The organism is Nonomuraea sp. NPDC049684 (genome assembly GCF_044465345.1).
In the GTDB taxonomy this organism is placed as follows: Bacteria; Actinomycetota; Actinomycetes; order Streptosporangiales; family Streptosporangiaceae; genus Nonomuraea.
This window is the reverse complement of the sequence record NZ_JBITLO010000002.1, coordinates 452,463-474,860: the sequence shown is the minus strand read 5'-3', so window position 1 is coordinate 474,860 and position 22,398 is coordinate 452,463. Positions and strand designations below refer to the sequence as shown.

At 73.5% G+C, this 22,398-nt stretch carries 24 protein-coding genes; 19 read left to right on the top strand and 5 right to left on the bottom strand.

Features of this window, described 5'->3' with window-relative positions:
- The first annotated feature begins 314 nt into the window (after nucleotides 1–314).
- The 15 genes from ACIBST_RS07995 to ACIBST_RS07925 all read left to right on the top strand — a co-directional run bounded on the left by ACIBST_RS07995 (nucleotide 315) and on the right by ACIBST_RS07925 (nucleotide 14,789).
- Complete coding sequence (locus tag ACIBST_RS07995) at nucleotides 315–833, top strand: flavin reductase family protein (RefSeq protein ID WP_397170063.1); 519 nt, start codon at nucleotides 315–317, stop codon at nucleotides 831–833.
- Nucleotides 830–1,741 (top strand): glutathione S-transferase C-terminal domain-containing protein, encoded by a 912-nt coding sequence (locus ACIBST_RS07990; RefSeq protein WP_397170062.1) that lies wholly within the window; start codon nucleotides 830–832, stop codon nucleotides 1,739–1,741. Before ACIBST_RS07995 ends, ACIBST_RS07990 begins: the two co-directional genes overlap by 4 nt.
- The gene (locus tag ACIBST_RS07985; RefSeq protein WP_397170060.1) at nucleotides 1,738–3,060 is read left to right on the top strand and encodes an NtaA/DmoA family FMN-dependent monooxygenase; all 1,323 of its coding nucleotides are present in this window, start codon (nucleotides 1,738–1,740) and stop codon (nucleotides 3,058–3,060) included. The genes ACIBST_RS07990 and ACIBST_RS07985 overlap by 4 nt, the downstream gene beginning before the upstream one ends.
- Nucleotides 3,057–4,226 carry an LLM class flavin-dependent oxidoreductase gene (locus ACIBST_RS07980; protein ID WP_397170059.1) on the top strand — a complete coding sequence of 390 codons (1,170 nt, stop codon included), beginning with the start codon at nucleotides 3,057–3,059 and terminating at the stop codon, nucleotides 4,224–4,226. The genes ACIBST_RS07985 and ACIBST_RS07980 overlap by 4 nt, the downstream gene beginning before the upstream one ends.
- Nucleotides 4,223–5,257 (top strand): LLM class flavin-dependent oxidoreductase, encoded by a 1,035-nt coding sequence (locus ACIBST_RS07975; protein ID WP_397170057.1) that lies wholly within the window; start codon nucleotides 4,223–4,225, stop codon nucleotides 5,255–5,257. The genes ACIBST_RS07980 and ACIBST_RS07975 overlap by 4 nt, the downstream gene beginning before the upstream one ends.
- A complete protein-coding gene (locus tag ACIBST_RS07970; protein ID WP_397170055.1) occupies nucleotides 5,254–6,402 on the top strand; it encodes an LLM class flavin-dependent oxidoreductase in 1,149 nt (382 codons plus the stop codon). The genes ACIBST_RS07975 and ACIBST_RS07970 overlap by 4 nt, the downstream gene beginning before the upstream one ends.
- A gap of 195 nt (nucleotides 6,403–6,597) precedes the next feature.
- Complete coding sequence (locus ACIBST_RS07965; protein ID WP_397170054.1) at nucleotides 6,598–8,220, top strand: TIGR04028 family ABC transporter substrate-binding protein; 1,623 nt, start codon at nucleotides 6,598–6,600, stop codon at nucleotides 8,218–8,220.
- Complete coding sequence (locus tag ACIBST_RS07960) at nucleotides 8,217–9,146, top strand: ABC transporter permease (RefSeq protein WP_397170052.1); 930 nt, start codon at nucleotides 8,217–8,219, stop codon at nucleotides 9,144–9,146. Before ACIBST_RS07965 ends, ACIBST_RS07960 begins: the two co-directional genes overlap by 4 nt.
- Nucleotides 9,143–9,931 (top strand): ABC transporter permease, encoded by a 789-nt coding sequence (locus tag ACIBST_RS07955; protein WP_397170050.1) that lies wholly within the window; start codon nucleotides 9,143–9,145, stop codon nucleotides 9,929–9,931. The genes ACIBST_RS07960 and ACIBST_RS07955 overlap by 4 nt, the downstream gene beginning before the upstream one ends.
- On the top strand, nucleotides 9,928–11,475 hold the full coding sequence (locus ACIBST_RS07950; protein WP_397170048.1) for a dipeptide ABC transporter ATP-binding protein: 1,548 nt from the start codon (nucleotides 9,928–9,930) through the stop codon (nucleotides 11,473–11,475). The genes ACIBST_RS07955 and ACIBST_RS07950 overlap by 4 nt, the downstream gene beginning before the upstream one ends.
- Nucleotides 11,472–12,464 carry a putative FMN-dependent luciferase-like monooxygenase gene (locus ACIBST_RS07945; protein ID WP_397170047.1) on the top strand — a complete coding sequence of 331 codons (993 nt, stop codon included), beginning with the start codon at nucleotides 11,472–11,474 and terminating at the stop codon, nucleotides 12,462–12,464. The genes ACIBST_RS07950 and ACIBST_RS07945 overlap by 4 nt, the downstream gene beginning before the upstream one ends.
- A complete protein-coding gene (locus ACIBST_RS07940) occupies nucleotides 12,461–13,045 on the top strand; it encodes a CMD domain protein (RefSeq protein WP_397170045.1) in 585 nt (194 codons plus the stop codon). The genes ACIBST_RS07945 and ACIBST_RS07940 overlap by 4 nt, the downstream gene beginning before the upstream one ends.
- The gene (locus ACIBST_RS07935; RefSeq protein ID WP_397170044.1) at nucleotides 13,042–13,608 is read left to right on the top strand and encodes an alkylhydroperoxidase domain protein; all 567 of its coding nucleotides are present in this window, start codon (nucleotides 13,042–13,044) and stop codon (nucleotides 13,606–13,608) included. The genes ACIBST_RS07940 and ACIBST_RS07935 overlap by 4 nt, the downstream gene beginning before the upstream one ends.
- Nucleotides 13,605–14,225: a VOC family protein gene (locus ACIBST_RS07930; protein WP_397170042.1), complete on the top strand. Its 621-nt coding sequence runs from the start codon at nucleotides 13,605–13,607 to the stop codon at nucleotides 14,223–14,225. The genes ACIBST_RS07935 and ACIBST_RS07930 overlap by 4 nt, the downstream gene beginning before the upstream one ends.
- Before the next feature lie 24 nt (nucleotides 14,226–14,249).
- Entirely contained in the window at nucleotides 14,250–14,789 is a 540-nt protein-coding gene (locus ACIBST_RS07925) for an OsmC family protein (RefSeq protein WP_397170041.1), read from the top strand.
- A gap of 31 nt (nucleotides 14,790–14,820) precedes the next feature.
- Here ACIBST_RS07925 and ACIBST_RS07920 read toward each other — a convergent pair whose 3' ends face one another.
- The 3 genes from ACIBST_RS07920 to ACIBST_RS07910 form a co-directional block, all read right to left on the bottom strand.
- Nucleotides 14,821–15,918 carry a YeiH family protein gene (locus tag ACIBST_RS07920; RefSeq protein WP_397170039.1) on the bottom strand — a complete coding sequence of 366 codons (1,098 nt, stop codon included), beginning with the start codon at nucleotides 15,916–15,918 and terminating at the stop codon, nucleotides 14,821–14,823.
- Nucleotides 15,918–16,052 (bottom strand): hypothetical protein, encoded by a 135-nt coding sequence (locus ACIBST_RS07915; protein WP_397170037.1) that lies wholly within the window; start codon nucleotides 16,050–16,052, stop codon nucleotides 15,918–15,920. The genes ACIBST_RS07920 and ACIBST_RS07915 overlap by 1 nt, the downstream gene beginning before the upstream one ends.
- A gap of 140 nt (nucleotides 16,053–16,192) precedes the next feature.
- Complete coding sequence (locus ACIBST_RS07910) at nucleotides 16,193–17,089, bottom strand: TauD/TfdA dioxygenase family protein (protein ID WP_397170036.1); 897 nt, start codon at nucleotides 17,087–17,089, stop codon at nucleotides 16,193–16,195.
- A 219-nt stretch (nucleotides 17,090–17,308) separates the two neighbouring features.
- Here ACIBST_RS07910 and ACIBST_RS07905 point away from each other — a divergent pair, with 219 nt between their 5' ends.
- From ACIBST_RS07905 to ACIBST_RS07890, 4 genes are read left to right on the top strand one after another with little or no spacing between them, the layout of a single operon-like run.
- A complete protein-coding gene (locus ACIBST_RS07905; RefSeq protein ID WP_397170034.1) occupies nucleotides 17,309–18,373 on the top strand; it encodes an ABC transporter substrate-binding protein in 1,065 nt (354 codons plus the stop codon).
- 12 nt (nucleotides 18,374–18,385) lie between these two features.
- The gene (locus ACIBST_RS07900; RefSeq protein WP_397170032.1) at nucleotides 18,386–19,192 is read left to right on the top strand and encodes an ABC transporter ATP-binding protein; all 807 of its coding nucleotides are present in this window, start codon (nucleotides 18,386–18,388) and stop codon (nucleotides 19,190–19,192) included.
- Nucleotides 19,189–20,052 (top strand): ABC transporter permease, encoded by an 864-nt coding sequence (locus ACIBST_RS07895; RefSeq protein ID WP_397170031.1) that lies wholly within the window; start codon nucleotides 19,189–19,191, stop codon nucleotides 20,050–20,052. Before ACIBST_RS07900 ends, ACIBST_RS07895 begins: the two co-directional genes overlap by 4 nt.
- 13 nt (nucleotides 20,053–20,065) lie before the next feature.
- Nucleotides 20,066–20,476, top strand: coding sequence for an Rrf2 family transcriptional regulator (locus ACIBST_RS07890; protein WP_352324791.1), 411 nt, complete (start codon nucleotides 20,066–20,068; stop codon nucleotides 20,474–20,476).
- 22 nt (nucleotides 20,477–20,498) lie between these two features.
- Here the strand turns inward: ACIBST_RS07890 and ACIBST_RS07885 are convergent, their stop codons facing one another.
- Nucleotides 20,499–21,146, bottom strand: a complete 648-nt coding sequence (locus ACIBST_RS07885; RefSeq protein ID WP_397170029.1) for a response regulator — start codon at nucleotides 21,144–21,146, stop codon at nucleotides 20,499–20,501.
- Nucleotides 21,143–22,303, bottom strand: coding sequence for a sensor histidine kinase (locus ACIBST_RS07880; protein ID WP_397170027.1), 1,161 nt, complete (start codon nucleotides 22,301–22,303; stop codon nucleotides 21,143–21,145). Before ACIBST_RS07880 ends, ACIBST_RS07885 begins: the two co-directional genes overlap by 4 nt.
- Nucleotides 22,304–22,398 lie beyond the last annotated feature (95 nt).

Below are 22,398 nucleotides of genomic sequence, written 5' to 3'. Positions count from 1 at the left end.
TTGAGGCTCGCGGCGGCCTAGCGTCGTTGGCATGAGCCAGGGCACTCTCCTGACCAGGCGCCCGCACGTGGACTTCGGCCACGTCGCCAGCGCCCAGTGTCGTTGATCACGGACCAGCAGCCGCCCGCCTTCCCCTGAGCGCTCCAGCGTGGCCGACGCCGTCCACGCCCCCGCTGACGAACCCCTCGCGTGCCCCCTTCCCGGCGCTCCCGGCCCGGCCGCCGGGAGCGGCGTGAGCACGCCCTCTCTCCCGTGAGGAGCCTTTCCGTGATCGCAATCAGACCCGTCCGCCCGTACCGAGCGGAGGCCGGCGCATGACCGACACCCTGCCCGACCAGCAGGCCGTCGGCGCCGACGTGTTCCGCCAGGCGCTCGCCGTGCACGCCAGCGGAGTGGTGGTGATCACCGCGCAGAGCGAGGGCATCCCCGTGGGGCTCACCGCCACCTCGTTCTCCTCGGTCAGCCTCGACCCGCCGCTCGTCTCCTTCTACGTGGACCAGTCCTCCACCACCTGGCCGTGGTTGCGCGGGGCCGACCACTTCGCCGTCAACATCCTGGCCAGCGACCAGGCCGAGCTGGCGGCGCGGTTCGCGCGCAAGGGGGCAGACCGCTTCGCCGCGCCCACGCGGTGGCGGGCGGGGCCGCTGGGCGCGCCGCTGCTCCAGGACGTCTCCGCCCACCTGATCTGCCTGCCGTACGAGACCGTCGAGGTCGGCGACCACGTGCTGGTCGTCGGCCTGGTGGCCGAGGCGGCCACGCACAACGCCGGCCGCCCGCTGCTCTACCACCAGGGCCGGTTCGGCCGCTTCCTACCCCACCAGGAGAACCTGTGACCGCCACCACCGGCACGCCGGTCTACGCCGGCCCGCTCGACCGGATCGCCTACGGCCGCTACGGCCCCGGCCGCCTGCACCTGTCGGCCGGCTGGGACCGCCCGGTCTACCCCTTCCAGGACCGCGTCATCGCCGACGGGACCAGCGGCTACCGCGCCGAGCCCGGCCGCTACCACCTCTACGCCGCCTGGACCTGCCCCTACGCCCAGCGCGTCGCGATCGTCCGCAAGCTCAAGCGCCTGGAGGACGTCGTCTCGCTGTCGTACGTGGACGACGAGCGCGACGGCCGGGGCTGGGCCTTCAGGGAGCGCAGGGGCCCGGACCCGGTCAACGGCTTCGCCTTCCTGGAGCAGGCCTACGACGCCACCGAGAAGGGCTACCCGGGCCACATCTCGGTGCCCGTGCTCTGGGACAGGGCGCGGCGCAGGATCGTCAGCAACAACTTCCCCGACATCACGATCGACCTGGCCACCCAGTTCGAGAAGTGGGCCGACACCTCGATCGACCTCTACCCCGAGCACCTGCGCGCCGAGATCGACAAGCTGAACGCGTGGATCCACCACGACGTCAACACCGGCGTCACCCGTGTGGCCCCGGCCGGCACCGAGGCCGCCCGCGAGGACGAGCGCCACCGCGTCGTCGCGGCCCTGGAACGCCTGGACGAACGCCTGGCCGAGCGGCGTTTCCTGACCGGCGACACGATCACCGAGGCGGACGTGCGGCTGTGGGTGACGCTGGCCAGGTTCGACGCGCTGCACAACCGCGAGCACCTGATCAGCGAGCGCGAGCTGCCCGACTTCGAGCACCTCTGGGGCTACGCCCGCGACCTCTACCAGCGCCCGGCGTTCGGCGAGACCATCGAGGGCCTGCCCGCCGCCTGGGACGCGCCGCACGGGCGGGGCCGGTGACGCGCAAGAGGCAGGTGCACCTCGCCGCGCACTTCCCCGGCGTGAACAACACCACCGTGTGGGCCGATCCCCGGTCGGGGAGCCAGATCGACTTCGCCTCGTTCGTCCACCTCGCCAGGACGGCCGAGCGCGGCGCGTTCGACTTCTTCTTCCTGGCCGAGGGGCTGCGGCTGCGCGAGCTCAAAGGCCGCATCCACGACCTGGACGTGGTCGGCAGGCCCGAGGCGCTGACCGTGCTCAGCGCCCTGGCCGCGGTGACCTCGCGGCTCGGGCTCGCGGGCACGGTCAACGCCACCTTCAACGAGCCGTACGAGCTGGCCAGGCGGCTGTCCACGCTCGACCACCTGAGCGAGGGCCGGGCCGCCTGGAACGTGGTGACCACCTCCGACGCCTTCACCGGCGAGAACTTCCGCCGCGGCGGCTTCCTCGACCCCGCCGACCGGTACCGGCGGGCCGAGGAGTTCGTCCGGCTGTCGCGCGAGCTGTGGGACTCCTGGCAGCCGGACGCCGTGCTCGCCGACCAGGGCGCGGGCCGCTTCCTGCGGGAGGGCGCGATCGGCACGGTCAGCCACCGGGGCAGGCACTTCACCGTCGAGGGCCGGTTCACGCTGCCGCGCTCCCCGCAGGGACACCCGGTGATCATCCAGGCCGGCGACTCGGACGACGGCCGCGAGTTCGCCGCCGCCCACGCCGACGTGGTCTTCACCCCGCACGGCCGGCTGGAGGACGGCAGGCGCTTCTACGCCGACGTCAAGGGCCGCCTGGCCCGGTACGGCCGCGAGCCGCACCAGCTCAAGATCATGCCCGGCGTGACGTTCGCGCTGGGCGACACCGACGAGGAGGCCGCCGAGAACGCGGCCCGGATCCGGCGGCAGCAGGTCGGGCCGCAGACCGCGATCGCGTTCCTGGAGCAGGTGTGGGGGCGGGACATGTCGGCCTTCGACCCCGATGGACCGTTCCCCGACGTCGAGCCGGACCTGTCGCAGGGCGTCTCGCAGGGACGGGTGCCGATCAAGGACCGCGCCGAGGTGGCGGCCAAATGGCGGGCGCTGGCCGCGGAGAAGGGGCTGAGCATCCGCGAGCTGGTGATCGAGGTCACCGGGCGGCAGACGTTCGTCGGCACCCCCGAGGGCGTGGCCCGGCAGATGGACGAGCACGTGCAGGCCGGCGCCGCCGACGGCTTCATCCTCGTCCCGCACCTGACCCCCGGCGGGCTGGACGAGTTCGTCGACCGGGTGGTGCCGGCGCTGCGCGAACGCGGCGTCTTCCGCGCCGGATACACCGGGACCACCCTGCGCGAGCACCTGGAGCTGTCATGACGCTGCACCTGGCCGTGGCCCTGGACGGCGCCGGCTGGCACCCCGCTGCCTGGCGCGCGGCCCCCGCCGCGCGGCTCTTCTCGGCCGGCCACTGGGCGGGGCTGGTCGCCGAGGCCGAGCGCGGGCTGCTCGACTTCGTCACCTTCGAGGACGCCCTGGGCCTGCAGTCCACCCGGCCCGACGGCCCCGACGACCGCACCGACCAGGTACGCGGCCGGTTCGACGCGGTGCTGCTCGCGGCCCGCCTGGCGCCGCTCACCACCAGGATCGGGCTGGTGCCGACGGCGACCACCACGCACACCGAGCCGTTCCACGTGGCCATCGGCATCGCCACCCTCGACCACGTCAGCGGCGGCCGGGCGGGCTGGCGGCCGCAGGTCTCGGCGCGGGCGAGCGAGGCGGCCCACTTCGGCCGCCGCCGGTTCGCCCCGCTCGACCTGGTGCTCAACCGGCCCGGCGGGGTGGACCTGTCGGCCGACCCGCACGTACGCGCCCTGTTCGCCGAGGCCGCCGACGCCGTGGAGGTGGCCCGGCGGCTCTGGGACAGCTGGGAGGACGACGCCGAGATCAGGGACGTGGCCACCGGCCGCTTCGTCGACCGCGGCAAGCTCCACCACATCGACTTCGCGGGCGGGTTCTTCTCGGTGCGGGGGCCGTCCATCACGCCCAGGTCGCCGCAGGGGCAGCCGGTGGTGGCCGCGCTGGCCCACGCGCGGCTGCCGTACGAGTTCGCGGCGGGCGGCGCGGACGTCGTCTTCGTCACGCCGCGCTCGGCCGAGCACGCACGGGAGATCGTCGGGGAGGTCCGGGGGCTCTCCGGCGACCTGCGGATCTTCGCCGACCTGCTCGTCTTCCTGGGCCCGGACGCGGCCCGGCGCAAGGCGCGGCTCGACGAGCTGGACGGGGCCGAACTGACCTCCGACGCGGCGGTCTTCGCCGGCGACGCGGGGGAGCTGGCCGACCTGCTGCTGGAGTGGCGGCGGGCCGGGATCGAGGGCTTCCGGCTGCGGCCGGGGGCGGTGCCGTACGACCTGGAGCGGATCAGCCGGGAGCTGACGGCCGAGCTGCGCGGGCGCGGGGCCTTCAGGAGCGGGTACGAGGCCCGGACGTTACGCGGGCTGCTCGGCCTGCCGCGCCCGGCGAGCAGGTACGCGGAGGTGTCATGAAATTTCTGGGCATCACATTGATCGTCCACAGCGACGGCCGGTCACCCACGCAACGATTCCGCGAGGTCGTCGAGACCGCCGTGCTCTTCGAGGAACTGGGCTTCGACGGCTACGGCGTGGGCGAGCGGCACGAGCGGCCCTTCATCTCCTCCTCGCCCCCGGTCGTGCTCAGCCACATCGCCGCCAGGACGTCCAGGATCAGGCTGTTCACCGCGGTCACCACGCTGAGCCTGCTCGACCCGGTCCGCGCCTACGAGGACTACGCCACGCTCGACCACCTGTCCGGCGGCCGGCTCGAACTGATCGTCGGCAAGGGCAACGGCGCGGCTCAGGCCAGGCTCTTCCACGTCACCGCCGCGGACCAGTGGGAGCGCAACCGCGAGTCGTACGAGCTGTTCCGCCGCCTGTGGCGGGAGGACCGGGTCACCTGGCAGGGCCGCTTCCGCCCCGCGCTGACCGACGCCGAGACCTGGCCGCGCCCGCTGCAACGGCCGATCAGGGTCTGGCACGGCAGCGCCACCAGCAAGGAGTCGGTCGAGCTGGCCGCCCGCCACGGCGACCCGCTGTTCTCGGCCAACGTCACCAACCCCATCGAGCCCTACGCGGAGCTGATCGACCACTACCGCGAACGCTGGGCCCACCACGGCCACGACCCCGCCGACGCCCTGGTCGGGGCGGGCAGCGCGGGCTACTACGCGGCCCGCACCTCGCAGCGGGCCCTGGCCGAGTACCGGCCGATCTACCAGGCCCGCCTGGAGACGTTCCGGCGGGCCGGCGTGCAGCCGGTCTTCCCCACCCTGGAGGACGCCGTCGAGCGCGGCTCGATCCTGGTCGGCAGCCCGCAGCAGATCATCGACAAGGTGCTGCGCTACCACAAGCGGTTCGGGCACGAGGTCATGCACCTGCCCGCCGACGCCGACGGCCTGACGCCGGGGCAGCACCGGGAGACGCTGGAGCTGTTCCAGGCCGAGATCGCGCCGGCGCTGCGCGCGGAGATCCCCAGCCGCCCGTTCCCGGGGAGCGCGTCATGAGCCTGTCCGTCCTCGACCTGGCCCCCATCAGCTCGGGCGGCACCGCGGGCCAGGCGTTACGCGACACGATCGAGCTCGCCCGGCGCGCGGAGGAGTTCGGCTACGCCCGTTACTGGCTGGCCGAGCACCACTTCGCCCCGGGCGTGGCCGGGGCGGCGCCCGCCGTGCTGATCGGCCTGGTGGCGGCGGCCACCGCGACGATCAGGGTCGGCTCGGGAGCCGTGCAGCTCGGCCACCGGACGCCGGTGTCCGTGGTCGAGGAGTTCGGGATCATCGACGCGCTGCACCCGGGCCGGCTCGATCTGGGCATCGGACGCTCGGGGCGGCGCGCGGCCGAACGCGGGGCCGAACGCGGGGCCGAACGCGGGGCCGAGCGCGGGGCCGGGCGCGGGGCCGGGCCGGCTTCCGCAGGTCCCGCGGGCAAGGAGGCCAGGGTGGTGGACGGGCTGCTCATCCCGCCGCCCTTCGACTGGTCGCGGCTGGCCGGGATCCCCCGCCTGGCCTTCCAGGCGAGCCTGCTCCAGCAGCCCGGAGCGGTGACGCCCGACTTCGCCGACCAGGTCGACGAGCTGCTGGCCCTGCTCGGCGGGACCCACGAGGCGCACGTGACGCCCGGCGAGGGGGCCGACGTGCAGGTGTGGATCCTGGGCAGCAGCGGCGGGCAGAGCGCCCGGGTCGCGGGGGAGCGCGGGTTGCCGTTCGCGGCCAACTACCACGTCAGCCCGTCGAGTGTGCTGGAGGCCGTGGAGGCGTACCGCGAGGCGTTCAAGCCGTCGGACGAGCTGGCCGAGCCGTACGTGATCGTGTCGGCCGACGCGGTGGTGGCGCAGGACGAGGCCAGGGCGCGCGAGCTGGCCTCGCCGTACGGGTTGTGGGTGCGCAGCATCAGGACGGGGGCGGGCGCGATGCCGTACCCGACGCCGCGGGAGGCGGCCCGGCACGTCTGGACGGAGGCCGACCGCGCGCTGGTCAAGGACCGGATCGACACCCGGTTCGTCGGCACGCCGCGCGCGGTGGCCGAGGGGCTGCGGGTGCTGCGCCGGGTCACCGGGGCCGACGAGCTGCTGGTCACCACCATCACCCACGACCCCGCCGACCGCGTGCGCTCCTACGAACTCCTCGCCGAAGCCTGGGAAAGCCCGTAACCGCGAAAGCCCGTAACCGGGGAAGCTCGTGGCCTGGACACGCCCGCGGCCCGGAAACGCCCGTGACGCGGGCCAGGCCCGTGACCTCGGAACGCCTCTGACGGTCGGACAGAAGCCCCTGGTGGCGGCGGTCGCGCGTTTGCTGTAGCCTTTTCCTACTTTTTAGGTATGTTTTGTCTGAAAGGCAGTACCCCCATGTCCTCATCCAGCCTGCGCACCGCAGCCGTCATGCTCGCCGTCGTTGGGCTCCTCGGCGCCTGTGGCGGCCAAGGGGGTGCTGCCGGCGCGGCGCCGTCCAGCGGTCAGCCGGTCTACGGCGGCACGCTGACCTACCTGGAGCACCAGCCGCCCACCTGCCTCTACCTGCCGGCCGCCGGCTTCTATCCCAACGGCGGCATCCTCAACCAGATCACCGACAAGCTGACCTGGCAGAACCCGCAGACCCTGGAGATCGAGCCCTGGATCGCCACCAAGTGGGAGGTGAACGACGACGCCACCGAATACACCTTCCACCTGCGCCAGGGCGTGACCTTCAGCGACGGCAGCCCGCTCGACGCCGCCGCCGTCGCCGCCAACTTCGACGTGTACGGCCTCGGGAACACCGAGCTCAAGCTGCCGGTCGCCGAGTTCGTCAACAACTACGAGCGCAGCGAGGTCGTCGACCCGCTGACCGTGCGCTTCCACTTCAAGAAGCCCTCTCCCGGCTTCCTCCAGGGCACCTCGGTCATCGGGGCCGGGCTGGTGTCGAAGAAGACGATCTCGCTGCCGTACGAGCAGCAGTGCCAGCTCAAGAACATCGTCGGCTCGGGCCCCTTCACGCTGAAGAAGCAGATCGTCGACAAGGAGGTGGACCTGGCCGCCCGCAAGGACTACGACTGGGCGCCGCCGTCGTCGAAGCACCAGGGACGGGCGTACCTGGACGAGATCAAGATCATCGTGACGCCCGAGGACAACGTCCGGGTCGGCGCGCTGACCTCCGGCCAGGCCGACTTCGTGCGCTATGTCCAGGCGTACGACGAGAAGACCGTCAAGGACGCCGGCTTCCAGATCTACGCCGAGCCGACCAGGGGCGTGAACAACGGCCTGTACCTGCGGCCGTCCAACAGCATCCTGAAGGACCTCGACGTGCGCAAGGCGCTCCAGGCGGGCACCGACGCCAAGGAGGTCGTCGACACCCTGTTCACCGCGAGCTACCCGCGGGCCACCTCCGTCCTCAGCCACCTCGCCCAGGGCTACCTCGACCTGTCCGAGGACCTGGCCTACGACCCGGCCAGGGCCAACGCGCTGCTCGACAGGGCCGGCTGGACGAGGGGCGCCGACGGCGTGCGCGAGAAGGACGGCGTCAAGCTGCGGCTGGGCGTCTTCGTCGCCGGCCCGCAGCCGCTGTCCAAGCAGACGCTCGAACTCGTCGGCCAGCAGTGGGCCAAGCTCGGCGTGCAGCTGGAGATCCGCCCCGCCGACGCCGGCACCCAGGCCGTGGACATCAAGGACGCCGAGAAGACCGCCGTCGCGCACAGCATGGTCGGCCGCGCCGACCAGGACGTCATCAAGAGCCACTTCCACAGCCAGAACCGCGACGTCATCCTGTCCAAGGACAAGAAGCTCGACACCCTGCTGGAGGAGGAGTCCGCCGAGCCCGACAACGCCAAGCGCAACGCCAAGGTCGGCGAGATCCAGCGGTACGTGATCGACCAGGGCTACGCCATCCCCCTGTTCGAGGAGCCCCAGGTGTACGGCGGCGCGCCGTACGTCAAGGGCGTGGCCTTCGAGGCGGTCGCCCGGCCGTGGTTCTACTCGGCGTGGAAGGCCCAGCAATGACCAGGTATCTCCTGACCCGGGCCGGGCAGGCGGTGCTCGTGCTGTGGGCCGCCTTCACCGCGAGCTACGTGCTGCTGCAACTGCTGCCCGGCGACTCGATCCTGATCAAGTTCCAGAACCCCGAGCTCGGCCTGTCGCCGCAGCAGATCGCCGACATCCGGGCGTACTACAGCGGCGGCTCGCCTATCGGCGAGTACCTGCGCACCCTGACCGGCTTCCTGACCGGCGGCTTCGGCTACTCGATCGACACCGGCGCCCCGGTGGTCGAGCGCCTGGGCGAGGCGCTGCCCGAGACGGCCCGGCTGGCCTCTGCGGCGTTCGTCCTGGCGGTGCTGCTCGCCGTGGTGATCGCGTTCGTGGCGAGCTACAGCAGGACGTCGTGGCTGCGCGGGGCGCTGCTGTCGGTGCCGTCGCTGTTCATCTCGGTCCCGGCGTTCTGGCTGGGGATCCTGCTGATCCAGGTCTTCTCCTTCCGGCTGCGGCTGGTGCCGGTCATCGGGGGCGGCGAGCTGCAGCAGCTCGTCCTGCCGGTGCTGACGCTGGCCGTGCCGATCTCGGCGCCCGTCGCGCAGGTGCTGGCGCGCGGCATCGACCAGGTGTACGCCCAGCCGTTCGTGCCGGTGATCGCGGCCAAGGGCGCCACCCGCTGGTGGATCCTGTGGCGGCACGTGGCGCGCAACGCCGTCCTGCCGACGCTGACCGTGGCGGGCCTGACGTTCGGCGAGCTGATCGCGGGCTCGGTCGTGACGGAGACCGTCTTCGGCCGCAACGGCGTCGGCCGGCTCACCGAGCAGGCCGTGACCGCCCAGGACACGCCGGTGATGCTGGCCGTGGTGGTGCTCGCCGCGGCGGTGTTCGTCCTGGTCAACTTGGTGGTGGACGTGTTGTTCCCGGTGCTCGACCCGCGGCTGAGGGCGGCGTCGTGAGGGCGGGCCTGATCCTGTCCTGGACGGTGGTCGCCGTGGCGCTGTTGTGGGCGGTCGTCCCGGGGCTGTTCACCGGGTACGACCCGATCGCCGGCGTGCCGGTCGAGAAGCTCCAGGCGCCGAGCGGGCAGCACCTGTTCGGCACCGACGCCGTCGGGCGTGACGTGTTCGCGCGGGTGGTGCACGGGGCCGTGCACTCGCTGTCGGGGGCGTTCGTCGCCGTCGCGGTCGGCCTGCTGCTCGGCACGCTGCTCGGGCTGCTGGCCGGCTCGCTCGGCGGGGTGCCCGACGCCGCCGTCATGCGGGTCGTGGACGTGCTGCTGTCGATCCCCGGCCTGCTCCTGGCCCTGGTAGTGATCATCCTGCTCGGCCCGGGGACGGTGAACGTGGCCGTCGCGGTCGGCGTCGGCTCGGTCGCCGCGTTCGCCCGGCTGTCGCGGTCGGAGGTCGTCCGGGTGCGCCGCACCGACTACGTCGAGGCCGCGTTCGGCAGCGGCGGCCGGTTCACCGCCGTGCTGTGGCGGCACGTGGTGCCCAACTCGCTCGGCCCCGTCGTCGCGCTGGCCGCCCTGCAGTTCGGCGTGGCCATCCTGGCCATCTCGACGCTCGGCTTCCTCGGCTACGGCGCCGAGCCGCCGACCCCCGAGTGGGGGCTGCTCATCGCCGAAGGCCGCAACTACCTGGCCACGTCCTGGTGGCTGACCACGCTGCCCGGGGCCGTGGTGGTCGCGGTCGTGCTGGCCGCCGGCCGGATCAGCCGGTCCATCGCCAAGGAGTCCTCGTGAGCCTGCTCGACGTCCGCGACCTCGTGGTCTCCTACGACGGCCGCCCGGCGGTCCACGGCGTCTCCTTCACCGTCGAGCCGGGGGAGGTGGTGGCGGTCGTCGGCGAGTCGGGGTCCGGCAAGACCACGACCGCGCACTCGATCATCGGCCTGCTGCCGCGCAACGCCTCGCTGGACCGCGGCAGCGTCCTGCTGGGGGAGAACGACCTGGCGACCTGGTCGCCGCGGCGGATGGAGTCCGTCCGCGGGGCCCAGATCGGGCTGGTGCCGCAGGATCCGTCCAACTCGCTCGACCCGGTCAAGACGGTCGGGGCGCAGATCGCCGAGGTGCTGCGCATCCACAAGCGCGGCGACCGGGCCGCCGTCCGGCGCCGGGTCGTCGAGCTGCTCACCCGCGTCGGCCTGCCCGACCCCGAGACGCGGGCCCGCCAGTACCCGCACGAGCTGTCCGGCGGCATGCGCCAGCGCGTGCTGATCGCCATCGCCGTCGCGCTCGAACCCCGGCTGATCATCGCCGACGAGCCCACCAGCGCCCTGGACGTCACCGTGCAGCGGCGCATCCTGGACCTCATCGACGACCTGCGCGCCGAGTTCGGCACCGCCGTGCTGCTGGTCACCCACGACCTCGGCGTGGCCGCGAGCCGCTCCGACCGGCTGGTCGTCATGAAGGACGGCCGCGTCGAGGAGCAGGGCCCGACCAGGGGCGTCCTGGCGGCGCCCGGCGCGGACTACACCCGCGGGCTGCTGCGCGACGCCCCCGCGCTGTCGGCCCGCCCCTTCCGCGAGCCGGTGGCCGCCGAGCCCGCGATCGTGGTGCGCGACCTGGTCAAGGAGTTCCGGTCGGGGCGGCGGGCCTTCCGGGCCGTGGACGGCGTCTCCTTCGAGGTGCCGCGCGGCACCACGCACGCGCTCGTCGGGGAGTCGGGGTCCGGCAAGACCACCACCGCGCGCATGGTGGTGCGCTTCGCCGAGCCCACGTCGGGCACGGTCACCGTCCCCGGGGCCCCCGGCGGCCGGGGCTTCCGCCGGCACGTCCAGCTCGTGCACCAGAACCCGTACGGGTCGCTGGACCCGCGGCAGCCGGTCGCCGACATCGTGGAGGAGCCGTTGCGCAACTTCCGGCTCGGCGACCGGGCCGCCCGCAAGGCCCGCGTCGCCGAGCTTCTCGACCGGGTGGCGCTGCCCGCGGACGTGTCGTCGCGCAGGCCGCGCGAGCTGTCGGGCGGCCAGCGGCAGCGGGTGGCCATCGCCCGCGCGCTGGCCGCCGGCCCGCAGGTGCTCGTGCTGGACGAGGCCGTCTCGGCGCTCGACGTCACGGTCCAGGCGCAGATCCTCGACCTGCTCGGACAGCTCCAGCGCGACCTCGGCCTGACCTACCTCTTCATCTCGCACGACCTGGCGGTGGTGCGGCAGATCTCGCACACCGTCTCCGTCATGAACAAAGGACGCATCGTGGAATCAGGATCCACCCGGCGGGTCTTCACCGACCCGGCCGACGACTACACCCGCGAGCTGCTCGCCGCCATCCCGGAGCCGGTGCGATGAGGCTCGGCTTCTTCACCCGGGTCCTGGACGAGGCGCCCCCGGCCGAGCGCTACCGGCTGGCCGCCGAGCAGATCGCGCACGCCGAGTCGCTCGGCTTCGACACCGCCTGGGTGGCCCAGCACCACTTCGACGGCGAGGAGGGCGGGCTGCCCGCGCCGCTGGTGTTCCTCGCCCACGTGGCGGCCCGTACCAGCCGGATCCGGCTCGGCACCGGCATCATCACGCTGCCGCTGGAGCACCCGGTGCGGGTGGCCGAGGACGCCGCCGTGCTCGACCTGCTCACCGGCGGGCGGCTGGAGATCGGGGTGGGCAGCGGCGGGACGCCGTCGTCGTTCGGGCCGTTCGGGCACGACAGCGGCGACCGCGCCAACCTGTACGCCGAGCACCTGTCGATCCTGCTGCGGGCCTGGTCCGGCGAGGACCTGGGCGGCGGCAATCGGCTCTATCCGCCCGCGCCCCGGCTCCCCGGCGCGATCTGGGAGGCGACGTTCTCGGCCGCCGGCGGAGCGCGCGCCGGCCGGGCCGGCAACGGGCTCATGCTCTCCCGCACGCAGCCCCGGCCGGCCGACGACCCGCAGGCGACGCTGGCCGACCTGCAACGCCCGATCGTGGACGCCTACCACGAGAACCTGCCCGCGGGCGTCGTCCCGCGCATCGTGGCCTCGCGGACCGCGTTCGTGGCCGACAGCCGCGCCGAGGCGCTGCGCTGGGCCGAGCGGGGGCTCGGGCGCGGCCGGCTGCCGTGGGAGCTGCCCGGCGGCGACCTCGACAGCCGCATCGCCGCCTTCGACGTGCACGTGGGCACCCCGCAGGACGTCATCGACAGCCTGCGCGCCGATCCGACCCTCGAACGGGTCACCGACCTGGTCTTCCAGGTGCACTCGGTGGACCCGCCGCATCCGCTGATCCTGCGTTCGACCGAGTTGCTGGCGACCGAGGTCGCACCCGCGCTCGGCTGGCTCCCCTCCACCGAAATGAGCTCCACATGATCAACGACGTCATCGACCACCTGGCCGGGATAAGACCGGGCTCCCGCCTCGACAAGCTGCGCGACCTGCGGCCCGCCGCCCGCGAGCACGCCCAGCGCGGCTTCGACGCGCTCTTCGCCCCCGACGAGGAGGGCGAGGTCACCCTCGTCGAACGCGACGCCGTCGCGGCCTTCGTGACCGGGCTGCACCGCGACGCCGTCGTCGCCGGCTTCTACGCCGACCGGCTCGCCGAGCTGGCCCCCGGCCTGCTGAAGGCCGTCGAGACCGAGGTCGAGGCGGGCGCCACCACCGGCCCGTACGGCGTCTACCCCGCGCCGCTGGCCGCCGAGAGCGACGAGGGCCTGCGCTACCGGGTACGCGAACCGGACGCGCTGGGCGTCCGGCTCACCGCCGCGTTCGAGCACGCGCACCTGCTGGTGTTCCGGCCCCGCGAGGCCAGCGGGCAGGCCCTGGAGGCGCTGGCCGCGGCCGGCTGGAGCCCGACGGGCGTGGTGACGTTGTCGCAGCTCGTCGCCTTCCTCGCCTTCCAGGTGCGAGTGGTCGGCGGCCTGCGCCTGCTCGACGCGGAGGCGGCGGCGTGAGCACCGGCTTCACCCAGGAACAGCTCGGCTGGCGGCCCTGGCTGCCGCCGCTCGCGCCGGAGGAGCTGACCGAGGCCCACTACGAGGCGCTGGTGGACCGGGCGCGGGCGTCGTCGCCGTACTTCCTGCTGCTGGCCCGCGACCCCGAGATCCTGCACGCGCGCACCAAGACCGACAACGACATCTTCTACAACGTCGACGGCGGGCTGCCGCGCGCCGAGCGCGAGCTGGCCGCGACCGCGACCTCGCGGCGCAACGGCTGCGTGTTCTGCGCGTCGGTGCACGCCCGCTTCGCCGCCCACCACTCCAAGCGCCCCCAGGACGTGCAGCGCCTGCTCGACGAGGGGGTGGACGCGCCGCAGGACGGCACCTGGCGGGCGGTCGTCGACGCCTCGGTCGCGCTGGCCGCCACGCCCGTGGAGTTCGGGCCCGAGCACGTCGCGGCGCTGCGCGCGGCCGGGCTGGACGACCTGGCGATCAGCGACGCCATCCACGCCGCCGCCTTCTTCAACTGGGCGAACCGGCTCATGCTCTCACTCGGCGAACCGGAGGACCACCGATGACCGACCGTCACCTCGACCACCTCGTCTATGCCGTTCCCGACCTGCTCGCGGGGGTCGAGGACTTCGCCGCGCGCACCGGCGTGCGGCCCGTCCGGGGCGGCAGCCATCCCGGCGGCACCGCGAACTACCTGGTGCGCTTCGGGCCGACCGCGTACCTGGAGATCATCGGGCCGGACCCGGAGTCGGAGGTGCGGCCGCGGGCGTTCGGGCTGGCGACGCTGACCGAGCCGCGCCTGGCCGCCTGGGCCGTGCATCCGCAGGACCTCGACAAGACCGTGGAGCTGGCCCGCGAGCGCGGCTACGACCCCGGCGACGTGCAGCCACTGTCCCGGCGCACCCCGTCCGGCGAGCTGCTGGAGTGGCGGCTCACCCGGCGCGAGGACCCGGCCGCGATCCGTCCGGTGCCCTTCCTCATCGACTGGGGGAGGACCACCCACCCGGCCGCCACGGACCTGCCGCTGCTCGGCCTGGTCTCCTTCGCCGCCGTCCACCCCGATCCCGGCGCGCTCCGCCGCGACCTGGCCGCCCTCGACGTGACGCTCGACGTCACCGAGGGGCCGGAGCCCGGCCTGCGGGCCGTCGTCGACACCCCGCTCGGCCACGTGACCCTGAGCTGAACCCCGTTCGAGAGAGAAAGACCCATGAGCACCCTTCGCGAGTACCTGTCGCACAAGCGCGCCGCCCTGCTGGCCCGCCGGGAGGCCCCGGCGGGCGGCCCGGTGCCGCTGCACGCCCACGTCACGGCCGAGGGCCGCAGCGGGATCCGGCGCATCAGGATCAGGGACCACCAGATCATCAGCGACAGCGGCCCCGACTTCGCCGGCTACGACCTCGGCCCCGGCTCGCCCGAGCTGCAGGCCGGCGTCCTGGGGAGCTGCGTGACGCACATCTTCCTGATCAAGGCGGCCGAGCTGGAGGTGCCGATCGACTCCCTGGAGGTGGACGTCCGCGCCGAGTACGACCCGAGGGCCCAGCTCCCCGGCGACCAGGGCGTCCCGGTGTACCCGCACAACTTCCGCTACGAGGTGCAGATCGGCTCGCCCGCCTCCGACGAGCAGCTGGCCGGGCTGCACGCCGAGGTCGAGCGGGTCTGCCCGATCCTCAACCTGATCCGCAACCCGCAGCAGATCAGCGGCTCGATCGTCCGGGTGGCGGACCCCGCGCAGCTGCCCGTCGCCTAGCGGACGGCCCCGCCCCCCGAGGGCGGGGCCCTCAGCCGGCCGTGAAGCCGGAGAACAGGGCCAGGGCCAGGGCGAGCGCGACGACCACGTTCACCACCGTCGCGGCGGCGAACACGGCGACCGGCCGCCAGCCGGCCGCCCGCAGCGCCGCCACTCGGAACTCCAGCCCGATGCTGACGAACGCCAGGATCAGGAACCAGGTCCGCAGGTCGTTGGCGACCCCGACGACCGCCTTGCCCTCGGCCGCCGGGACCGTCGTGAGCCACCAGGTGGCGATCACGGACGCGGCGACGAACCCGAGCACGAACTTCGGGAAGCGCCGCCACAGCTCGCCCGCCCCCGGCCGCTCGGCGTCCGCCCGCCGCTCGACGCGGAAGGCGAACCAGGCGGTCAGCGCGACCACGACGACGCCGATGAGCGCGTTCTGGGTGACCTTGACGATCGTGGCGATGGCCAGGGCGTCCTCGCCCGCGATCGTGCCGGCGGCGGTGACGGCGGCGGTGGTGTCGATGTTGCCGCCGATCCAGGCCCCCGCCACCTCGGGCGGCAGCCCGAACGCCGAGGCCAGGGCGGGCAGGACGAAGATCGACGGCAGCGCGAACGCGATCACCAGGCTCGCGCTGTAGGCGAGCTGCTCCTTCCTGGCCTGGACGGCCCCCGCCGCCGCGATGGCCGCGCTGACCCCGCAGATCGACACGGCCGACGACAGCAGCGCGCGCAGCCGGTCGTCGAGCCCGAGCCGCCCGCCGAGCCACCAGGTGAACAGGAACACCGTGCTGATCAGCACGATCGCCTGGAGCACGGCCGGCCCGGCGGCGGTCACGATCACCTTGAGGTTGATGGACGCGCCGAGCAGCACCAGCCCGGTCTTGATGAAGAACTCGGTGCGGAACCCGCCGGCCAGCCGCTCCCGCAGCCCGGCCGCGGTCAGCAGCGCGTTGCCGAGCAGCCCGAGGGCGATCGCGTAGATCGGGAACTCGACGGCCTTGGCGAGCCCGGAGCCGGGGAACCAGCCGGGCACGCCCTTCTCCAGGAAGCGGGTCGCGGCGGCCAGCACGAGGACGACCAGGACGCCGAGCGCCGTCCCGTGCCAGGTCGCGCGGTCGGCGGCGACGGCCGGGGCGCTCATCAGGGCACCAGCCCGACGGGGATGACGCCGGCGAGGACGAGGACGAGCAGGACCAGGCCGACGGCCGTGGCGGCCCAGTCCTCGTTGATCGCGACGCGGCTCTCGCGTCCGGTGGGGGATTCGTCGGTGCTCATGGGCGATGCCTTTCAGGTGGGGGGGACGTGCGGGCGGGGCCCAGCCAACCCCGCCCGCACTGGCTCGAAGTTCGCCGCGCGGACGATCCGCCAGGCCCCGGCCACGGCGACGTTCGTGGCCGGGGCGGCCCCGGGGAGGGTCAGGCGGCGATCGGCGAGTAGGCGGCGGCGTCACCGCTGAGGGCGGTGCTGGTCCGGCCGTCCATGCCGACCGGCACGTCCCCGGCGATCGTGACCCGGTGCAGGCGGCGGGGACGGTCGCCGAAGTCGTGCACCACGCGGTGCTGGGTGGCCCGGTTGTCCCAGATCGCCACGTCGCCGGGCGACCAGCGCCAGCGGACGGTGTTCTCCACCTCGGTGACGTGCTCCTGGACCAGCCGGATGACCGCCCCGGAGGCGTGCCCGGACAGGCCGCTCAGCCGCTTGGCGAAGTCGCCGAGCAGGATCGAGCGCTCGCCGGTCTCCGGGTGCACGCGCACGACCGGGTGCTCGGTCTCGAACAGGGTGGAGGCGAACACCTCGGCGTGCTCGCGGGCCCGCTCGTCGATCGCGGCCGTGCGGACGTAGTCGTACTGGTTGGTGTGCACGGCGCGCAGCCGGTCGAGCAGGTCGCGCAGCTCGGCGGGCAGGTTCTCGTAGGCGCTGACGGTGTTGGCCCACAACGTGTCGCCGCCCGCCTCGGGCACGACGACCGCGCGCAGCACCGAGGCCAGCGGCGGCCGGTCCACGAAGGTCACGTCGGTGTGCCAGCGGTCGACCTTGTGGCCGTTGCTGTAGTCGAGGTCCAGGATGTGGGCGTTGCCGTGCAGCGCGGGCACGGTCGGGTGGGCGGCGGTCGGCTCGCCGAGCAGCCGGGCGAAGCCCACCTGGCTCTGCTCGTCGAGGTGCTCCTGACCGCGCAGGAAGATCACTTTGTGGGTGAGGAGGGCCTGGCGGAGCTCGGCCACGACGTCGGGGTGCAGATCGGGCGCGAGCCGCACCCCGGTGATCTCGGCTCCTATACGGCCGGCGACGGGGGTGATGGTCAGGGATGGCATGGTGTCCTTCCTTCCGTACGCCTCCACCGTAAATAAAAACCCACTAAATTGGTAGGGCTTGACGGAATAAGATCGCCGTGCTGGGGTGAAAGCCGTCCGGTGCGCGGGCCCGCTGCCTTTCGTGAAGAGTCTGTGACCCAGAGTGGGATTGACGAGCGCCCTCCCTTGCTCCTATAAACACTCTAAAGCCACTAAATAAGTGGGAAATAGGGAGAAGAGATGAACGCTCGCAGGGTTCGCGTAACGGTGGCCACCCTGGCCGCCCTGGCGCTGACGACCATGGCGGCCGCCTGTGGGGGCAGCGGCAGCCCTGCGGACAGCGGCGCGAAGAGCGGGGGAGCCGGCACCACGCAGGTGCGCCTGGGCTTCTTCCCCAACATCACCCACGCCACCGCCCTGGTCGGCGTCGAGAAGGGCATCTACGCCAAGCACCTCGGGGCCGCGCCGAAGACCAGCACGTTCAACGCCGGCCCGGCCGCGATCGAGGCCGTGTTCTCCGGCGCCATCGACGCCACCTACGTCGGCCCCAACCCGGCCATCAACGCCTGGTCGAAGTCGAAGGGCCAGGCCATCAAGATCGTCGCCGGGGCGGCGTCCGGCGGCGTGTTCCTCGTGGTCAAGCCCGGGATCAACTCGGTGGAGGACCTCAAGGGCAAGAAGATCGCCACCCCGCAGCTCGGCAACACCCAGGACGTCGCGCTGCGCTACTGGCTGACCGAGAAGGGCATCAAGACCGACACCAAGGGCGGCGGCGAGGTCTCCATCGTCCCCCAGGAGAACTCCCAGACCATCCAGACCTTCGCCACCGGCGACATCGACGGCGCCTGGGTGCCCGAGCCGTTCGCCAGCCGCCTGATCAAGGAGAGCGGCGGCAAGGTGCTGGTCGACGAGCGCGACCTGTGGCCGAACAAGCAGTTCGTGATCACTCACCTCATCGTCCGCCAGGAGTGGGCCAAGGAGCACCCCGACCTGCTCAGGAAGCTGATCGAGGCGCACGTCGAGGCCAACGACGTCATCGCCAAGGACCCGGCCGGCGCCGCGCAGACCGCCAACGCCGCGCTGCAGAAGCTGACCGGCAAGGCGCTCAAGCCCGAGGTGCTGGACAGCGCGTTCAAGAACATCACCTTCACCAACGACCCGATCGCCTCGTCGCTGGTGGGCAGCGCCGAGCACGCGACCAAGGTCGGCCTCCTCGACCCGGTCGACCTGAACGGCATCTACGACCTCAAGGTCCTCAACGAGGTCCTCGCCGCCAAGGGCCAGCAGGCCATCTCCGACAAGTAGGAGGCGCACGCGATGTCCGCTCCGCTCACGGAGCAGGTCACCGGCCGGGTCGAGGGGCAGAGTCCCGCGGTCCGGCTGGAGGCCGTCTCCAAGCTCTACGGTCAGGGCCGGACGGCCCTGCAAGCCCTCGACCAGGTCTCGCTGTCGGTGGCCCCCGGCGAGTTCGTCTGCCTGCTCGGCGCGTCCGGCTGCGGCAAGAGCACGCTGCTGTCGCTGGTCGCCGGGCTCGACCGGCCCACGGCCGGCCGGATCGACGTGGACGGCGACCGCGTCGCGCTCATGTTCCAGGAACCCGCGCTGTTCCCCTGGCTGACCGTCTCGGCCAACGTCGAGATGGCGCTGCGCGCCAAGGGCGTGAGCAGGCGGGAGCGCCGGGACCGGGCCGCCGAGTTCCTCGACATCGTCCACCTGGGCGGCTTTGGCGGGAAACGGCCGCACGAGCTGTCCGGCGGCATGCGCCAGCGCGTCGCCCTGGCCAGGGCGCTCGCCCAGGACGCCGACGTGCTGCTGATGGACGAGCCCTTCGGCGCCCTGGACGCCATGACCCGCGACCTGCTGCACGACGAGCTCGAACGCATCTGGCGGGAACGCGCCCTGTCGGTCCTGTTCGTCACCCACAACGTGCGCGAGGCCGTCCGGCTCGGCGACCGGGTCGTGCTGCTGTCCAGCCGGCCGGGGCGGGTGGTCGAGGACTTCCCCGTCGCGCTGCCGCGGCCCCGGCGTACCGACTCGGGCGAGGTGGCCGAGCTGGCGGGGGAGATCACCGGCCGCCTCCGCCAGGAGGTCCTGCGCCACGCCCGTCAGGAGGAGCCCGCATGACGACGACGGACACCCACGCCCAGCAGCTCGCCGGGCTCGACGCGCTGGAGCTGGGCACCGGCCACCGCGCCGGCCCGGCCTCCCGGCTGTGGGCGGGGCTGTGGCCGATCGCCACGGCCGTGCTCATCGTGCTGGCCGTCTGGCAGGCCGTGGTGTGGGCGGGCTGGTGGCCCGAGTACGTCTTCGCCGGGCCGGTCACCACGCTGGCCGAGCTCGGGCACCGGCTGGGCGACCCCGAGTTCTACACCGCGCTGACGGTCACCATGCGCCGCGCGGTCACCGGGTTCGCCCTGGCGATCGCCGCCGGGCTGGTCGTCGGGGCGCTGGTCTCGCGGATCGGGCCGCTGCGCCGCGCCACGGGCTCGCTGATCACCGGGCTCCAGACGATGCCGTCCATCGCCTGGTTCCCGCTGGCCATCCTGCTGTTCGGGCTGTCGGAGAGCGCGATCCTGTTCGTGGTGGTGCTGGGCGCGGCGCCGTCCATCGCCAACGGCCTGATCACCGGGGTGGACTACACGCCGCCGATCCTGCTGCGCGCCGGGCACATGCTCGGCTTCCGCCGGATCGCGCTCTACCGGCACGTCATCCTGCCGGCCTCGCTGCCGTCGTTCCTGGCCGGGCTCAAGCAGGGCTGGGCGTTCGCCTGGCGCTCGCTGATGGCCGGTGAGCTGCTGGTCATCATCGCCAACCAGGCCTCGCTGGGCGAGCAGCTCCACTACGCCCGCGAGCTGGCCGACTCGCCCGGCCTGCTGGCCACCATGATCGTCATCCTGGTCATCGGCATCGTGGTGGACCGCGTCTTCGGCCTGGCGGACGGCGCGCTGCGCCGCCGCTGGGGCCTGCACCAGGTGAGCGCCTGAGCAGCAGACGGTCATGCGGATCTCCGCCAGAACCCAGTACGCCCTGCGCGCCGCGGCCGAGCTGGCCGCGGCGCCGCCGGGCCCCATGCCCGCCGAGAAGATCGCCACGGCCCAGGGCATCCCCCGCAAGTTCCTCGACAACATCCTGCTGCAGCTGCGCCGGGCGGGCCTGCTGCACAGCCAGCGCGGCCCCGACGGCGGCTACTGGCTGGCCAGGCCCGCCGGCGAGATCACCCTCGCCGACATCGTGCTGATCGTCGAAGGCGTCTCCGAGGGCGGCGACCACGGCGGCTATCCCGGTGTGGCCAGCCCGCTCGCCGAGGTGTGGAGCGCGCTGCGCGACCACGAGGAGATGATGCTGGCCGACATCACGCTGGCCGACATCGCCCGCGCGAGCGTGCGGCTGGGCGACGAGCCGCGCTGAGGGACGTCCCACCGGCCCGCGGCTAGCCGGCCACCCCGTTCTCCCAGGCCCACGCGATGATCTCGACCCGGTTGCGTACGCCCAGCTTGTCCAGGATGGCGGAGATGTGGCCCTTCACGGTGCTCAGTGAGATGTGCAGGGCGGCGGCGATCTCCTGGTTGGTGCTTCCGGCGGCCACGGCGCGCACCACGTCGGTCTCCCGCTCCGACAGCGGGCGCACCGCTCCCTTCGCGCGCGGCGCCCGCCCGGCCAGGCGGCCCAGCAGGCGCGGCGTGATCGACGGCGAGATCAGGGCGTCCCCGGCGCCGGCCGCCCGTACGGCCTCGGCGAGCAGGGCCGGGCCGGCGTCCTTCAGCACGAACCCGGCCGCGCCGGAGCGCAGCGCGTCGTAGACGTACTCGTCCAGGTCGAAGGTGGTGACCACGACCACCGGCAGCGGGTCGGGCACGCCGGCGCCGGCCAGGGCGCGGGTCACCGCGATGCCGTCCATGCCGGGCATGAGGATGTCCACGAGGCAGACGTCGGGGCGTACCCGCCGGGCCAGCTCCACGGCCTCCACGCCGTCCCGGGCCTCGGCCACCACGCGGATGTCGGGCTGGTCCTCCAGGATCAGCCGCAGGCCCCGCCGGACCATCGCCTGGTCGTCGGCCAGCAGCACGCCGATCGTCATCGCCGCCCCCTGAGGGGCCCGGCGAGCGGCAGGGTGGCGTGGACCGTCCAGCCGCCCTCCGGCCGGGGGCCCGCGCGCAGGGTGCCGTCGAGGGCCTCGACGCGTTCGCGCATGCCGAGCAGGCCGTAGCCGCCGCGGCTGCGGGACGGCGGCGCGGCCGGCGCGTCGTCGGCGACCTCGACCACGACCGCGCCCTCCTGCCCGGTGACCTCGACGGCGACCTCCACGGTGACCGCGCGGGCGCGGGCCGCGTGGCGGGCGACGTTCGTCAGCGACTCCTGGACGATCCGGTAGACGGTGCCGGCCACCTCCGGCGGCCAGCCCTCGGTCCCGCCGGGGGCGCGCAGGGTCACGGGCGGGCCGTCGAAGCCGCCGACCAGGTCGGCGAGCCGGCCGGGCGGGCCGGGCACGTCGTCGGCGGCCTCGCGCAGCAGGCCCACGACGCGGCGCAGCGCGGCCAGGGCGCCGGCGCCGGCGTCCTCGATGTCCTCCAGCGACTCCTCCAGCGGGCCCGACCCCCTGCGGGCCAGCAGCCGGGCGGCCTGGGCCTGCAGGACGATGCCGGTCAGGTGGTGGGCGGCCACGTCGTGCAGCTCCCTGGCGAGCCTGCGGCGCTCGTCGTGCCGGACGCGGTCGGCGGCCGACAGGCGGCGCGCCGCCAGCAGCCGCAGACCGCCGCCGACGCCCAGGGCGGCCAGCCACCCGGCCGCGTTGAGCGCCACGGTGGCCCCGTTGTGCGCCCCGGGCACGCTCGCCGCGACGACCGCTAGCCCACCTGCCGCGACGGCGCAGGCCGGCCGTACGGGAAGCGTCCTGACGGCCGAGCCGACCAGCACGGACAGGCCCAGCGCCATGGCCGGTCCCGGCTCGTTGGGCAGCCCGGCCCACGCGGCGACCACGACGGCCACCGCCGCCACCGCCAGCCCGCCCGCGGCCGTCCACACCGGGGTCAGGCGGCGGGCCAGGGCCAGCGCGCACACCGCCGCTCCCGCCGCGCAGTCGAACACCCAGTAGCCGCCGCCCCAGCTCCCGGCGATCAGAGCGGCCCAGAAGGCGAGCACGGCGACGGCCGCCGCCGCCAGCGCGGCCTGCGCCGTCACGGCCGCGGCCCGCCGCCCGCCAGGCCAGGCGAGCTCCGGCCGGTTCCGCACGTTCACGCACCCAGGCTAGGGAGGCGGGGCCGCCCGGCACACCGGCCGAAAGTACGGTCGCCGCGGCCCGAACCCTGCTTCGGACCCTCCCCGCGCCCCGC

What these genes read in the sequence shown, in the direction of transcription:
- ACIBST_RS07975 (WP_397170057.1), top strand. Translation starts at nt 4,223, where the DNA reads ATGAAATTTCTGGGCATCACATTGATCGTCCACAGCGACGGCCGGTCA.
- ACIBST_RS07910 (WP_397170036.1), bottom strand. Translation starts at nt 17,089, where the DNA reads ATGCCATCCCTGACCATCACCCCCGTCGCCGGCCGTATAGGAGCCGAG.
- ACIBST_RS07905 (WP_397170034.1), top strand. Translation starts at nt 17,309, where the DNA reads ATGAACGCTCGCAGGGTTCGCGTAACGGTGGCCACCCTGGCCGCCCTG.
- ACIBST_RS07895 (WP_397170031.1), top strand. Translation starts at nt 19,189, where the DNA reads ATGACGACGACGGACACCCACGCCCAGCAGCTCGCCGGGCTCGACGCG.
- ACIBST_RS07970 (WP_397170055.1), top strand. Translation starts at nt 5,254, where the DNA reads ATGAGCCTGTCCGTCCTCGACCTGGCCCCCATCAGCTCGGGCGGCACC.
- ACIBST_RS07925 (WP_397170041.1), top strand. Translation starts at nt 14,250, where the DNA reads ATGAGCACCCTTCGCGAGTACCTGTCGCACAAGCGCGCCGCCCTGCTG.
- ACIBST_RS07900 (WP_397170032.1), top strand. Translation starts at nt 18,386, where the DNA reads ATGTCCGCTCCGCTCACGGAGCAGGTCACCGGCCGGGTCGAGGGGCAG.
- ACIBST_RS07930 (WP_397170042.1), top strand. Translation starts at nt 13,605, where the DNA reads ATGACCGACCGTCACCTCGACCACCTCGTCTATGCCGTTCCCGACCTG.
- ACIBST_RS07995 (WP_397170063.1), top strand. Translation starts at nt 315, where the DNA reads ATGACCGACACCCTGCCCGACCAGCAGGCCGTCGGCGCCGACGTGTTC.
- ACIBST_RS07965 (WP_397170054.1), top strand. Translation starts at nt 6,598, where the DNA reads ATGTCCTCATCCAGCCTGCGCACCGCAGCCGTCATGCTCGCCGTCGTT.
- ACIBST_RS07915 (WP_397170037.1), bottom strand. Translation starts at nt 16,052, where the DNA reads ATGAGCACCGACGAATCCCCCACCGGACGCGAGAGCCGCGTCGCGATC.
- ACIBST_RS07945 (WP_397170047.1), top strand. Translation starts at nt 11,472, where the DNA reads ATGAGGCTCGGCTTCTTCACCCGGGTCCTGGACGAGGCGCCCCCGGCC.
- ACIBST_RS07885 (WP_397170029.1), bottom strand. Translation starts at nt 21,146, where the DNA reads ATGACGATCGGCGTGCTGCTGGCCGACGACCAGGCGATGGTCCGGCGG.
- ACIBST_RS07890 (WP_352324791.1), top strand. Translation starts at nt 20,066, where the DNA reads ATGCGGATCTCCGCCAGAACCCAGTACGCCCTGCGCGCCGCGGCCGAG.
- ACIBST_RS07960 (WP_397170052.1), top strand. Translation starts at nt 8,217, where the DNA reads ATGACCAGGTATCTCCTGACCCGGGCCGGGCAGGCGGTGCTCGTGCTG.
- ACIBST_RS07940 (WP_397170045.1), top strand. Translation starts at nt 12,461, where the DNA reads ATGATCAACGACGTCATCGACCACCTGGCCGGGATAAGACCGGGCTCC.
- ACIBST_RS07980 (WP_397170059.1), top strand. Translation starts at nt 3,057, where the DNA reads ATGACGCTGCACCTGGCCGTGGCCCTGGACGGCGCCGGCTGGCACCCC.
- ACIBST_RS07920 (WP_397170039.1), bottom strand. Translation starts at nt 15,918, where the DNA reads ATGAGCGCCCCGGCCGTCGCCGCCGACCGCGCGACCTGGCACGGGACG.